Raw genomic sequence first — 14,243 nt, 5'->3', positions numbered from 1 at the left:
CTGAGTGTCCACTGACGCTACCTGCCAAGTGACTTGCGGATGCCGGGTCTTAGCCGCCTTGTGCTTGTTCGCCCCTTGGATGACTACCCCGATTTGATGCTGGCATGCAGTGCAGACGAGCAGGCGCCCTCCCGCACCAAGGGCGATCTGAAGAAGGCGACCGTCAGCCACCTGCGCCGCCTTCTCCGCCTTCTCAATTCCCCCCAACGCGTCATGCGCTACTTCCAGCATCCCAAGCTCCATGATGCCGCGTAATACAAGTTCATTGGTTTCGGATCAATTGGTTTCGGATCAATCGGATCAATAAGAGCAGACCCTGGGCATTGGGGTCGGACGGCGATGGCGCTAAACTTGAAGGCATTTATCCATACCCCAAGCGCTCATGGCCCTGATTCGTGACCAAGACCTGATCCACAGCGTCGCCAAGGCGCTGCAGTTCATCTCCTGTTATCACCCGCCCGACTTCATCCATGCCCTGGCCGCGGCCCATGCGCGCGAACAGTCGCCGGCGGCGCGCGATGCCATCGCCCAGATCCTCTATAACTCCCGCCTTTGCGCTGCGGGGCGGCGACCTATCTGCCAGGACACTGGGATGGTGGTGGCCTTCGTAAAGGTTGGCATGGGGATACGCTGGGAGGGCAACAAAAGCCTCCAGGAGCTGATCGACGAAGGGGTCAGGCGGGCCTATCTCGATCCCCATAATCCATTGCGCGCCTCGGTCGTAGCCCCCCCCTTGGGCGCGCGGCGCAATACCGGCGACAACACCCCAGCGGTGGTCCATGCCGAGCTGGTCCCAGGTGATCGACTCGAGGTGCATCTGGCGGCCAAGGGCGCAGGCTCAGAGAATAAAGCCCGGTTTGCGGTCCTCAATCCCGGCGATGACCTCGTCGCTTGGGTGTTGGAGACCATCCCCAAGCTCGGCGCCGGTTGGTGCCCGCCGGGGATCATCGGCATCGGGCTCGGCGGCTCGGCGGAAAAGGCCATGCTCTTGGCCAAGGCATCGCTCCTCGATCCCATCGACCTGCCCGAGATCAAGGCGCGCGGACCGCAGGACCCCATCGAGTCCTTGCGCCTTGAACTCTATGAGCGGATCAATGCATTAGGGATCGGGGCGCAGGGTCTAGGTGGGCTGACCACGGTCCTGGATGTCAAGATCCGCACCTTTCCCACCCATGCCGCCTCTCTCCCCGTGGCCCTGATCCCCAATTGTGCGGCGACCCGCCATATCGCCTTCACCCTGGATGGCAGCGGACCAGCTCGGTTTGAGCCCCCGCGCCTCGAGGACTGGCCGCCGATCATCTGGACCCCTGATCCTAGCGCCCGGCGCGTCAATCTCGAGGCCCTCACGCCCGAGGAAGTCGCAAGCTGGCGCGCCGGCGAGCGCCTGTTGCTCTCTGGGCGGATCCTGACGGCACGCGATGCGGCCCATCGGCGTCTCGTCGAGCTCATGGCGCGCGGCGAGCCCTTACCAGAGGGATTGGATCTCAGCAATCGATTGATTTATTACGTCGGGCCGGTCGATCCGGTAGGCGATGAGGTCATCGGGCCTGCCGGACCGACCACTGCCAGCCGTATGGATCGCTTCATTGAACCCCTATTGGCGCAAGGGGTGCTCGGCATGATCGGCAAGGGTGAGCGCGGACCGCAAGCGATTGAGTCGATCCGCCGTTTCGGCGCGGTCTACCTGATCGCAGTCGGCGGGGCGGCCTATCTCATCTCTCGATCGATCCGCGCCGCACGTCTGCTTGCCTTTCCGGACCTGGGGATGGAGGCGATCCGCGAGTTTGAGGTGGAGGACCTGCCGGTGACCGTCGCGGTCGATAGCCTGGGTCAGGCCATCCATGAGACAGGCCCGGCCATTTGGCGTGGCCAGCTTGGGGTCATCCCGGTGATCGGCAGCTAGGACCCAAGGCCCAACTATTCTGCGCCTATCGAGAAAGGCAGATGTCTCTTCTACTGTGACCGAGCTTCCCCCGAAATTTCGTCTTCCAAGGGATGGGGTATAACGCCCCGTAGATTGGAAGGAGTAACGAAGTTGAAGAAGATACCGAAGCAGGAATACACGGCCGAATTTCGGGAGTTGGCGGTAAAGCGGGTAAAGACGGGCCAGACGGTTGGGGTGGTAGCGAAGGAGCTGGGGCTGATCGAGCAGACGCTGCGCAACTGGGTCAAGGCGTTCGAGGCGGGCAAGCTCAACGGCCCTGGCACGAAGCCGGTCACGCCGGAGCAAATGGAGCTCTCGCGGGTGCGGGCGGAGAACGTTCGGCTCAAGCGCGAGAACGAAATCCTAAAAAAGCACGGCGTACTTCGCGAGGGATGCGCTATGAAGTACGCGTGGATCGACGCGCATCGGAAGGAATTCGAACTGACGGGAATGTGCGAGGCGCTGGCGGTGAGCGCCAGCGGCTACCGCGCCTGGAAGCGCGGCGGCACGGCGGAACGCAAACGGCTCACGGATACGCAGATGCTGGCGCTGATCCGCGCCATCCACGCTGAACTGAAAGGGGCCTACGGCAGCCCGCGCATCACGCGGGAGTTGCGGGAGCGCGGCTTTCCGGAGAGCAAGGAACGCGTCGAACGCCTGATGCGCGAGAACGGTATCCGTGCCCGCCACAAGCGGCGATTCAAGGCGACGACGGATTCCAGGCACAGCCTGCCGGTAGCGCCGAATCAGGTCTGGACGGCTGATCTGACCTACATCTGGACCGATGAAGGTTGGCTCTACCTGGCCGTGGTCCTCGATCTGTTCAACAGGGAAGTCGTGGGCTGGTCGATCAAGCCAAGGATGACGGCGGACATCGTAATCGATGCGCTGACCATGGCGTGGTTCCGCAAGAAGCCGACCCCGGGGCTGATTCATCACTCCGACCGGGGAAGCCAGTATGCAAGTGGCCCCTTCCAGGCGCGGCTGAAAGAGTATGGCATGATCTGCTCGATGAGCCGCAAGGGGAACTGCTGGGATAACGCGCCGACCGAGAGCTTCTTCAACAGCTTGAAGAATGAGCGGGTGCATGGCACCCGCTACGGCACGCGGGATGCAACGGCGGCCGATCTGTTCGACTATATCGAGCCGTTCTACAACCGCAGGCGAAAGCATTCGCCGCTCGGCTACGCCTCGCCCATGAAGTTCCTGGAGGGCTGGATCAGCGCTCAGCATGAGCAGAAATTGGCGGCATAATGCCAATAGGTTGGAAGACGAAAAACAGAGGGAAGCTCACTACCCCCCCGAAACTTTCCGCGTCCTCAAGAAGAACGAAATCCGCCAGTTCGGCGAATACCGCACCCGCCGACTGGTGCTGGAGGCCTGGGACAGGAAAGAGGCATCGACCGTCCTTAAGATCAGCATCCATCACCCAGCCACTGCGCCCCTTAGGCGACAGCGCCATCCGCAGACTCACCGAGGCCGACTGCACCATGACCAGCTACCCTGCCTGCCGTATCCACCAAGACCCCCAACATCGCATCGCGATCGAACCCCTGGAGCGGCCAGGCCCGGCTGCGGGCGAGGTCTTGGTGCGGGTTGATTATGCCAGCGTCAACTATAAGGACGCGCTTGCCGGCACCGGTCGCGGCAGGATCCTGCGCCGCTTTCCCCTGACCGGCGGGATCGATGCAGCGGGCAGGGTCGAGCTTTCACAGCATCCGGACTTTCAGCCGGGCGATCCGGTCATCGCCACCGGCTGGGGTCTAGGGGTCGAGCATGACGGCGGCTATGCCGGCTATCTACGCGCGCCTGGTGACTGGTTGGTGCCAATGCCGGAGGGGCTCGATGCGCGCTCGGCCATGATCCTCGGGACAGCGGGTCTAACCGCTGCCTTGGCGCTCGAGCGGATACAGGTCAATGGCCAACACCCGGGGCATGGACCGATTCTGGTAACAGGGGCAAGCGGTGGCGTCGGCTCCCTGGCCATATCGATGCTGGCGCGCCTGGGCTATCGGGTCGTCGCCGTGTCGCGCAAGCCAGGGCTCAAGGATTGGCTGAAGGGGCTGGGGGCGGAAGAGGTCATGGATCCCCAGGCATTTGCCGGTCACACCCGCCCGCTAGAACATGCCCGCTGGGGCGGGGCGATCGATACCGTTGGCAGCGAGCTGCTCTCCCAGATCAGCCGCACCATTGTCCCCAATGGCAATATCGCTGTCGTAGGTCTGGCCGGGGGCTCGGAGTTGAATCTCAGCGTCATGCCCTTGATCCTGCGCGGGGTCAGCCTCTTGGGGTGTAACTCGGTGGATATCCCCAATCCATTGCGCCGTACCCTGTGGCAGCGGCTGGCCGGACCCTGGCGGCCAGATCTTGAATCGATCCTCACCGAGACCATCGGGCTTGCTGGACTGCCTGCCGCCTTTGAGCGAATGCTGGCCGGCCAGACCCATGGGCGGATCTTAGTCAAGCCACAGGTAGGCTAGGCAGGGCCCCAGGCTGCGGCTGAGCAGTCCTAGGCGAAGAGGAAGAAACTAATCGTCTCGCGCCTGGTCTGAGGGACGCGCTTGGGCGCGGCCTTATTCCCCCCTTGCGCCTATACGGCGATTGTGGTTTAAACCCGCGCCCATCGGAGCTAGCAATATCGCATGAAAAACCAGGAGAAGGTCATGATCGAGGTTGAACACCTCAGCCGCTCCTATGGCGCCCTCAAGGCGGTCCAGGACGTCTCCTTCCGTATCGAGAAGGGGGAGATTCTGGGACTGCTCGGGCACAACGGGGCGGGTAAGACCACCATCATGAAGATGCTGACCGGCTATCTCGAGCCGAGCAGCGGGACGATCCGCATCGATGGCCTAGATCTGGCCCAAGAGCGTCGCGCCGCCCAGCGCCGCATCGGTTATCTGCCCGAGAACTGTCCGCTGTATCCTGAGATGACGGTCTTGGATGCCTTGGATTATCAGGCCACCTTACTTGGCCTGCCGCCCGACCGCCGTCTGCATGCCATCCGTCGCGCCGTGGAACGGACTGAACTGGGTGCCAAGGCGACGGTAACCATCGGCACCCTCTCGCGCGGTTATCGCCAACGGGTGGGGGTGGCCCAGGCCATCCTGCACGAACCCAGGATCCTGATCCTGGACGAGCCGACCAATGGCCTAGACCCCAGCCAGATCCAACACATGCGCGCCCTGATCCGCGAGCTCGCCCAAGAAGCCACGGTGATCATCTCCACCCATATCCTGCAAGAGGTCGAGGCGATCTGCGCGCGGGTGCTGATCATGCGCTCGGGGCGCTTGGCCTTCGATGGCCGACTCGATGCCTTTGGGGGAACGCCGCGCCTGGTGGTCAGGATCGGCGGGGCGGACGAGGCCCTGTCTGTGCTCGGCGGGATCGAGGGCGTGTCTTCGGTTGAGGTCTTGGATCCGTCAGGGGAGGTGCGCCGCTTTGCCCTGACCGCTGCGCAGCCGGAGGAGGTTGCGCCGCGCGTCGCCCAGGCCGTCTGTCGGCAGGGTTGGGCGCTCCACGGCCTGGAGATTGAGCGCCATCGGCTGGAAGACCTGTTCGGCGCCGTGACCTTGGAACAGATGGAGGTGGGTCATGCCTGAGATCCTGGCCGTTGCCCGGCGCGAGCTCTGGTCCTTCTTCGGCTCGCCGGTGGCCTATATCTTCATCGGGGCCTTTTTGGCCATCTCGCTCTTTGTCTTTTTTTGGGTGGATGCCTTTTTTGCGCGCAATATCGCCGATGCGCGCCCCCTGTTTGAATGGATGCCGGTCCTTTTGATCTTTTTGTGCGCCGCACTCACCATGCGTCTGTGGAGCGAGGAGCGGCGCGCCGGCACCATCGAGGTCCTGTTCACCCTGCCGGTTCCGACCTATCAGCTGGTCCTCGGCAAGTTCCTCGCCGCCTGGGCGCTGGTTGCGGTCGCCCTTGCCCTCACCCTGCCTTTACCGCTGACGGTCTCCTGGCTTGGGCCGCTCGATTGGGGTCCGGTGATCGGGGCCTATCTGGCCGCCTTGCTCTTGGCTGCGGCCTATGTGTCGATCGGGCTCTTTGTCTCGGCGCGCACCGACAACCCACTCGTCGCCCTGATCGGCACCACCCTGATCGGCGCTGCCTTCTATGCCATCGGCTCGCCGGCGCTGACCAGCTTTGTAGGACATGACACGGGGGAGGTCCTGCGTCTCTTAGGGAGCGGTGCGCGCTTTGACTCGATCACCCGTGGGGTCATCGATCTCAGGGACCTTTATTACTATCTGAGCCTCACCGGCGTCTTCCTCGCCCTGACCATCTATAGCCTGGAGCGCCTGGGTTGGGCCGAGCCCGAAGCCAATCCGCGCCATCATCGCCGCTGGGGGTTGGTCACCGGGATGGCGATCGCCAATCTGATCGCAGCCAATCTCTGGCTCCAGGGGATCGCGGGCGCCCGCCTGGATCTGACCGAAGGTCGGCAATACAGCCTGTCAGAGGCGACTCGGACCTATCTGGGCCAACTCCAAGAACCGCTCCTCATCCGCGGTTATTTCAGCGCCCAGACCCATCCGTTGCTTGCGCCGCTGATCCCCCAGCTTCGCGACCTGCTCAAGGAGTATCAGATCGCCGGCGGCGACCGGGTGCGGGTCGAGATCGTCAATCCGCAAGACTCGCCTGAACTCGAGCGCGAGGCCGGCGAGCTCTATGGGATCCAGCCGGTCGCCTTCCAGACTGCAAGCAAGTATCAGGCATCGGTGGTCAATTCCTATTTCGATATCCTGATCAAATACGGCGATCAATACGAGACCCTGGGCTTTCGCGACCTGATCGAGGTCAAGGTGCGCGGCGAGATGGATCTCGATGTGCGCCTGCGTCACCCGGAATATGACATCACCCGCAGTATCCGTAAGGTGTTGCAGGGCTATCAGGGCGGTGGGGACCCATTCGCCCGCCTTACTAAGCCCGTGACCCTGCGCGCCTTCGTCTCGGCGTCGGACAGGCTTCCAGAGCCCCTCTCCCAGTTGCGCGTTGAGCTTGAATCCCTGCTTGCCGAGCTGAAAGGACGCGCACACGGGCGCTTTGACTTCGAAATCCAGGACCCGGGCGCTGGGGATGGCAGCCTGGCCAAGACCATCCGAGAGCGCTATGGTTTTGAGCCCCTGATCACCAGCCTCGTCGATCCGACGCCGTTTTATTTCTATTTGGTGCTTGAGGACGGCACGCGCAGCCTGCCGGTGCCCTTGCCCGAGTCGCTCGACCGGTCTGGTCTAAATCGGGCGATGGAGGCAACGATCAAGCGTTTTGCCCCGGGGGTCTTGCGGACCATCGCGCTCTATACACCTCAGCCGGAGGCCGGGTTATTCGGCATGGGCGGTACGGTCGATGATTACAACCTGCTACGCCAGGTGCTTGAGGACGGCTTCAATGTCCGGGCGACCGATCTTGCCTCAGGACAGGTACCCGAGGAGGCCGATCTCTTGCTGGTGGTAGATCCTGAAGGTCTGGATGACAAACAGCGCTTCGCTATCGATCAGTTCCTAATGCAGGGCGGGACCGTGGTCATCGCTACCTCATCCTTTGATCTCAAACTTGCAGGCGGGGCGATCAGTGCGCGCAAGCGCCCGACCGGGCTTGAGGATTGGCTGGCCCAGCAGGGTCTCACCCTCGAACCGCGCCTGGTGCTCGACCCGCGCAATACCCCCTTCCCCATCCCTGTTCAGCGCAATGTCGGTGGATTTGTCATCCGCGAGATCCAGACGCTGGACTATCCCTATTTCCCGGATATCCGCGGCGAGGGGCTCAATGCCGATCACCTGGTCACTGCCGGCCTCGGCCAGATTACGCTCAATTGGGTCTCACCGATCGGTGTAGATCAGGCAAAGACGGCCAACCGCAGGGTGACTCCCCTGATCCAAAGCTCGCCGGATGCCTGGACCAGCGAGTCTGAGGACATGCAGCCCGATTTCGCGGCACATGGACCCTTGGGGTTTGCGCGCGGTTCAGACCGCGGGCGCAAGCTACTCGCCGTCGCGGTCGAGGGGCGGTTTGAATCGGCATTCGCCGGCAAGCCCTCGCCCCTGCTCGAGCAACAGGATCAACCCAAGGACACGCCCGAAGAAGAGGGCGCTGAACCCGCCAAGGACGAAGGTGACAAGGGCAAGAGGTCGCCCAAGATCTCGCGGGTGATCGACAGCTCGCCCGAATCGGCGCGGCTGATCCTGATCGGGTCGGCGAGCTTTTTGAGCGATACCGCCATCAGCCTGGCCAACGAGGCCATGCAGACCCGTTATTTTAAGCCATTCGAGTTGATTCAGAATGCGATCGATTGGTCGCTCGAGGATCCAGCGCTCCTGTCTTTGCGCGGACGGGGTCAATTCGGCCGCCTGCTCGATCCGGTTGGGCGTGAGACCCGTCTGTTCCTAGAGACCCTGAACTATCTGCTCGCAGCGGCTGGGCTCATCCTGGTCTATTGGCTATATCGGCGCGCACGCGCCCAGCGCGCACGCTATCACGCTGCGATCCTAGGTGTTGGAGGTCAATGAACCATGGCTGCGATCCTGTTTTCGAAGTCATCTCATGACAGCGCTGAGCTGTCCCCAGCAGGCGTACCTGATCTCGGCTGGCGCCAGGATCTGCGCTCGCCATGGGTCATAGGTCTAGCCGGGCTTTTGGTCTTACAGCTGCTGATCGCGCTCGGTCTATCTCTCAGCGCCCCGAGCGAGCGGGCCTTTGCCCCCCAGACCCCACTCATCGCCTTCAAACCCGAACAGGTCAAGGCGATCCAAATCGAGGGGGCCAATGGCACAGAGCCGGTTCGGCTCGAGCGGCGAGAGAGCACTTGGATCATCGGCGGGCTTGGTGATTTTCCAGCGGCGAGCCACAGGGTTGATCAGCTCTTAAACGCGCTCGCGGATCTCAAGCGCCCGCTGCCGGTCGCCAACAGCGCCGAGGCGCGGAGCCGTTTCAAGATCGCAGACCAGGACTTCAAGCGCCGCCTGACCCTGATCGACAAGGATGGGCCGCTGGGGACCCTGATCCTCGGCGAAACCCCGAGCTTTAAACGACTCTATGGCCGACCGGCCGATGATCCGGCGGTCTATGAGCTGCCGCTGGCGATCGCCGATGTCTCCAACCGGCGCGAGGACTGGGTCGACAAGGAACAACTGCGGCTCGATGCCGAACAGATCCAGGATGTCTCGGCCTCCGACTGGCGGATCGCCAAGGAGGGTTCGGGTTGGCGTCTGGTCGATGCCGCCGCGGGCGAACAGCTCGACCAAGAAAAGGTGCGCGAGCTGATCCAAAACCTTGCAAACCTCGGCTATCGCGATGTGCTGGGGACCGCGGATGACCCGAGCTACAACCAGTCATCGCCGCTGCTTGAGCTCAAGATCCAGCTCAACTCGGGCCAGACCAAGGTCTATCGGCTCTCCAAGATGGCCGAGCGCGAGGAGTATGTGCTTAAAGACTCCGACCGGCCCTATTATTTCCGGCTCTCTAAGTATGATCTGGGGAGCCTTGATGGGCTCGATCGGTCCAGCCTGCTCGTCCAGACCAAGCCGGCAAAACAAGAAGGTCCGGCATCAGGATCTTCAACCCCACCAGCGCCTGCTGCCGAATAGCGGTTCGCACGGGAGGGACAGGCCTTGGGCTTGCCCCTTGGCAAGTGCAGCGGCTTGATCGCCTTTGCTCACTCGAATAGGCTTTGACAATCGAGCATGTTCCTTGCCCCAGACGACCGACGACCATGACCGCCGAAGCACCGCACGCCCCCGCGTCGCCGGCAACATGCAGCGCAGACGCCCTCCCCGCCTCTCCCAACAAGGGCACACCCACCGATAGCCAATATGTGGCCGAGGTGAGCTGCGATCTCAGCCGCGGGCTGCAGGAGATCCTTAAACTCACTGCCCTGAGCCTGGATACGGAGCTTGGGCCCACCCAGCGCGGCTATATCGAACAGATCAAGGTGGCAACCCAGTCCCTACTCGGTCAGGTCGAGACCCTCCTCGATATCGCCTGTCTGCAATCCGGTGCGCTCGGTTTGGAACAGATCCCGTTTAATCCGGCGGTGCTGCTTGCGGATCTCGCGAGCGCCATTGTGGCCAATGCCCAGGCGCAGGGTTGTTCGCTGAGCTGTGACCTGGCCAGTGACCTACCCACCCGCAGTCAAGGCGATCCTGGACGCATCCGCCAGATCCTAACGACCCTTACTAAACTGTTGTTTGCCAATTGCCCTGGGGACAACCTCTGTATTCAGACAAGACGGCTGGCAAGCGACGACCCCAGGGTCGATTGGGTACGCTTTTCGCTGTTTGGTTTGGGACAGACACCAGATGAGCTGCGCCGGCTATTCGCCCCGTCACCGCCACCAAAGACCCTGATCTCCCAGCTCGGCTGCCTGGCCTGTTTACAGATTGAGATCTGTCGGCGCTTGATCGAACATCTGGGCGGCTGGATCTGGATCGATGACCAATCGCCGACCACCTTACATATCGGCCTGCCGCTCTTGCGGCTTGCCTCCCGTGAGCCCCTGCTCCCCCCCTCTGGGCATTGGCATGGCAAACGGGCCCTGATCGTCGATGATCATAGTGAGACGCGGCGCACCCTGGTCTATTGGCTGAAGGAATGGGAGTTCGCCGTCGAGGAGGCAAGCAGCGGCACCCGGGCACTGGAGTTGGCACGGCAACAGGCGTTCGATCTCTATATCTTCGATGCTGTGCTCCCTGAGATCGACGGCTTCGAACTGGCCCAACGGCTTAGATCCGAGGGTCTGGCAGAGAGGGCGGCCTTGGTGATGCTGGCCTCGCTCGGACAGCGCGGCGATGCCGAACGCTGCCGCTCGCTCGGGATCGACGCCTTTTTGATGAAACCGACCACACCGCCCGAGCTGCGCGCCCTGCTCGGCCAGGTCCTGGCAGCCGACCGCCCCGCGCAGGACGCCCCTCTGATCACCCGCCACATCATCGCCGAGCATCGCCCCCGCCTGCGCATCCTTTTCATTGAAGGCGATCCAATCCACCAAAAGCTCGCCGCCGCTCTATTCCAACAAGGGGGACATGATCCGGTGATGGTCGCCGATCGCCAGATGGGTCTCGCCTGTTTGAAGGCAGGCGATTATGACCTGGTGTTCGTCGATCTCGGCCCTCCGGAGCAGATAACGGCGATGATCGCAGAGATCGCAAAAGAAACAACGCTGACCAGCCTCCGCCCTCCCCTCATCGGCATGCTCTCACCTGGGACTGAGTATCCGGAGATCTCCGGACTCGCCGAGCGGATCAGCAAACCTCTCACGCCGACGACCCTAGAGGAATTGATCCGGCGTTTGCTCCAGGCAGCCAGCGGCGCGGGACTAGAGAGCTAGGCAAAATACACCCCCCGACTCAGGCCCAAAAGAAGAGCCTTGGCCGCCGGTTTGCACCAAGGGAGAGGGCCTGTCAGGAGGCGTGATTGTTCAAAGGGACTTCTAGAGCCGGAAAAGACCTAGACGTTCTTGCAGTCGGTTGCCCAAACGGGCGAGCTCCTCGCTAGCGCTGGCGATGTGGGCGGAGGCCGTTGCGGTCTGATCTACCGTCGAGGAGATGGTGTGGATGTTGCGGTTGATCTCTTCGGCCACCGCCGCCTGTTCCTCGGCAGCGCTCGCAATTTGACGGTTCATGTCGGCGATGCGGGCGATTGCCGTGCTGATGGTGTGCAACGACTCGCCGGCGCGTTGCGCTTGAACAACGCTCTCGCGCGCCATCTGTTGTCCCTTGTTCATGACTGCCACTGCCCCAGCCGAACCGCTTTGCACCCGCTCGATCTTTTCTTGAATGTCCTGGATCGAGGACTGGGTGCGGCTGGCGAGGGTGCGCACCTCGGCAGCGACCACGGCAAAGCCCCGCCCCTGTTCGCCTGCACGCGCGGCCTCGATCGCGGCATTGAGGGCCAAGAGATTGGTCTGTTCAGCCACTCCGCGGATCACATCCAAGACCGCCCCGATCTCCTCGCTGTCTTTTGAGAGCTGAGCGATGACCTGACCGGCTGATTCGACCTCCTGCGCTAACAGATCGATCGCCGAGATGGTCTGGGCGACCACCTGACCGCCAGCCTCGGTCTCGCGGTCGGTCTCTTGGGCAGCATGGGCAGCAGCAGCGGCATTGCGCGCGACCTCTTCGACGGTCGCCGTCATCTCGTTCATCGCCGTGGCCACTTGATCGGCCTCTGACTGCTCAACCTGCACCTGACGCTTGGTCTCCTCGCTGGTCGCCGACAGCTCGGTGGCCGCGGCAGCGACCTGGGCGCTGGCAGTGGCGACCTCGCGCAGTAAGCGTCTTAGCCGATCGACCATGCGCGCCATGGCCGAGAGCAAACTGGTCTCATCGCCCGGTGGGATCTGGATGTCGACAGTAAGATCGCCTTCCGCCAGCTGATTGACGATCCCGACAACCTGGGCCGGCTCGGCGCCGAGCTGACGCAGGATGGACCGGGTGACCAAAAACCCGAGCAGGATAGCCAAAACTACCCCGATACCCGCACTGACCCAATAGAGAATGACCGACAACTGAGTTTCTTTTTGGGCTTTGGTCAGAATATCAGCAGTGGATTTATTCTTGAGCGCAACCAGGGATTCGATGAGCACCGCCACCCGGTCTGAGACCAGAAAGGCCCCATCGAGCTGTTGGGAGAACTGGGCATATAAGCTTTTATAGGCAGCATCATCCGGCGCCTCGATCATGGCGCGGGTTAAACGCTCAAGCTCGGCATAATGCTCGCGCCATTTAACATAATCGGCTTTCAGCGCCGTGAAGATCGCCTGTTCCTCGACCGAACGGGGCAAGCCATCGATCTGTTTGAGATCCTTATCCAGTGCCTGCCAGCTTGCGGTCTGCTGGCGTAAGATCTGGTCGAGTAAGGCGGTGTCTTTATGTTGCAGCGCTTTGATCTCATAGGTTAGGGCACGGACCTTGACACGCTCATAGTTCAAGCGATTCAACGCCACGATCGCTGGCCAGGTCTCTTGGCCCATCCCGACGAGATGAAGGCGCATCTTCAGCTCGGACTGGGTACCCAGAGCGCTCAAGACTAGGATCATCGCCACCATGATGAAGAAGCTGGCGGTCAGCTTCGTGCTTAATCTGAGATTGCCTAGCATGATCTTTAAACTGCCCCCGAGACTGTTTTATATGACCAAAGCATGAAGGGAGAGTCTAAACCAAGTTAGGGGGCAATGTGCCAATTGCATCACTTTCTTATAGGTCAACTAGGCCATCAGCGGCTGAGCCTGGAATCCTGGCCGGACCAACCGGCGGGGGGCACGCTCTGGACGCGCCTGCTTGACGGCATAGAGCGCCGCGTCGGCCTCGTGATAGAGCTGATCGAGGTCCATCCCCGGGCGATGGCTGGCCGCACCGATGCTCGCCCCGATCCCGATTCGCTCGCCTGTCTCGGTCTCGACCCACTGCTCGGCCAGCGCCTGGCGGATGCGCTCGGCGCAGTCCTTGGCCTCATCTAAGGTTGCCCCCGGCAGGAGTACCACAAACTCATCCCCCCCCAGCCGCACACATAGATCCGCTGTGCGGGTCACTGCGCGCAAGATCTCGGCCACCTGGCACAGTACCCGATCCCCGACCGGATGGCCATAGGTGTCATTGATCATCTTAAAACGGTCTAGATCCAGGACCAGCAGCGAGAGCGGATGGCGGTGGCGGATGCAATCGGCCAGCCATTGGGCGCCCTGAATCGTCAGGGCGCGGCGGTTACCCAACCCCGTCAAGGGGTCGCGCTCGAGCTGCCGGTTGATCTGAAAGAACCGGAGTGCATTGTGGATCGAGGGCACAGCCAAGGCCAAGAGAGCTTCGATCTGCTGCTGATCCTCGGCGGTAAAGGGCCGATTGCGCCATAGCTTCAACACCCCGAGCGCCTGCTCGTTGCACTTGAGCTGATACTGGATGCTATGCCCGCTCTGTTGTCCCTCGGCCAGACAGAGCTCATCGCCTGGGCTGCGATAGGACCAGCCGCTCGGCGCAACCACTTCGCCCAAAAAGGCGTTGAGTGTCCTGACCACCTCATCGAGATCGAGCGAGGCCGACATGGTCAACAAAAAGCGCACAGGATCGAGGGCACCCCCTGACGGCTGTTTGGATTCAGACCCAGAGACAAGCGTCAGCGATGGTATGGCAATTGGATGGATCGGTTGCACCTGAAACCCCCGCAATGACTGGTTGTCGCCAGGAATAACGCGAAATCCGTGCCAGGGCTTGGGAGGCGTAACACTCGACGGATTGGGCCGATCCAGGGCCGCCGCGCCGACGGGATGTCGACAGGGAAGGACTTGCAGTGACATGAAATCGGCGCTGTTCATCTTTCGATAGTCAATGG

10 protein-coding genes are annotated in these 14,243 nt (G+C 62.0%); 8 read left to right on the top strand and 2 right to left on the bottom strand.

Features of this window, described 5'->3' with window-relative positions; genetic code table 11:
• The first annotated feature begins 96 nt into the window (after window positions 1–96).
• The 8 genes from GWK36_RS05850 to GWK36_RS05810 all read left to right on the top strand — a co-directional run bounded on the left by GWK36_RS05850 (window position 97) and on the right by GWK36_RS05810 (window position 11,247).
• The gene (locus tag GWK36_RS05850) at window positions 97–255 is read left to right on the top strand and encodes a hypothetical protein (RefSeq protein WP_210756870.1); all 159 of its coding nucleotides are present in this window, start codon (window positions 97–99) and stop codon (window positions 253–255) included.
• A gap of 127 nt (window positions 256–382) precedes the next feature.
• Window positions 383–1,903, top strand: coding sequence for a fumarate hydratase (locus tag GWK36_RS05845; RefSeq protein WP_166270346.1), 1,521 nt, complete (start codon window positions 383–385; stop codon window positions 1,901–1,903).
• A 132-nt stretch (window positions 1,904–2,035) separates the two neighbouring features.
• Window positions 2,036–3,178, top strand: a complete 1,143-nt coding sequence (locus GWK36_RS05840; RefSeq protein WP_166270345.1) for an IS3 family transposase — start codon at window positions 2,036–2,038, stop codon at window positions 3,176–3,178.
• A 236-nt stretch (window positions 3,179–3,414) separates the two neighbouring features.
• The gene (locus GWK36_RS05830; RefSeq protein WP_166270344.1) at window positions 3,415–4,404 is read left to right on the top strand and encodes a YhdH/YhfP family quinone oxidoreductase; all 990 of its coding nucleotides are present in this window, start codon (window positions 3,415–3,417) and stop codon (window positions 4,402–4,404) included.
• 183 nt (window positions 4,405–4,587) lie between these two features.
• The gene (locus tag GWK36_RS05825; RefSeq protein WP_166270343.1) at window positions 4,588–5,523 is read left to right on the top strand and encodes an ABC transporter ATP-binding protein; all 936 of its coding nucleotides are present in this window, start codon (window positions 4,588–4,590) and stop codon (window positions 5,521–5,523) included.
• A complete protein-coding gene (locus tag GWK36_RS05820; RefSeq protein ID WP_166270342.1) occupies window positions 5,516–8,431 on the top strand; it encodes a DUF4350 domain-containing protein in 2,916 nt (971 codons plus the stop codon). Before GWK36_RS05825 ends, GWK36_RS05820 begins: the two co-directional genes overlap by 8 nt.
• A gap of 3 nt (window positions 8,432–8,434) precedes the next feature.
• Window positions 8,435–9,508: a DUF4340 domain-containing protein gene (locus tag GWK36_RS05815; RefSeq protein ID WP_166270341.1), complete on the top strand. Its 1,074-nt coding sequence runs from the start codon at window positions 8,435–8,437 to the stop codon at window positions 9,506–9,508.
• A gap of 125 nt (window positions 9,509–9,633) precedes the next feature.
• Window positions 9,634–11,247, top strand: coding sequence for a response regulator (locus GWK36_RS05810; protein ID WP_166270340.1), 1,614 nt, complete (start codon window positions 9,634–9,636; stop codon window positions 11,245–11,247).
• A gap of 102 nt (window positions 11,248–11,349) precedes the next feature.
• Here the strand turns inward: GWK36_RS05810 and GWK36_RS05805 are convergent, their stop codons facing one another.
• Together GWK36_RS05805 and GWK36_RS05800 are read right to left on the bottom strand one after the other, a co-directional pair.
• Entirely contained in the window at window positions 11,350–12,966 is a 1,617-nt protein-coding gene (locus tag GWK36_RS05805) for a methyl-accepting chemotaxis protein (RefSeq protein WP_246237721.1), read from the bottom strand.
• 159 nt (window positions 12,967–13,125) lie between these two features.
• Entirely contained in the window at window positions 13,126–14,208 is a 1,083-nt protein-coding gene (locus tag GWK36_RS05800; RefSeq protein ID WP_246237719.1) for a GGDEF domain-containing protein, read from the bottom strand.
• Between the last annotated feature and the right edge of the window lie 35 nt (window positions 14,209–14,243).

It is taken from the genome of Caldichromatium japonicum, from assembly GCF_011290485.1.
Lineage (GTDB): Bacteria > Pseudomonadota > Gammaproteobacteria > Chromatiales > Chromatiaceae > Thermochromatium > Thermochromatium japonicum.
Note: the sequence above shows the minus strand (reverse complement) of the source record. Positions and strands in the feature narration are given on the sequence as shown.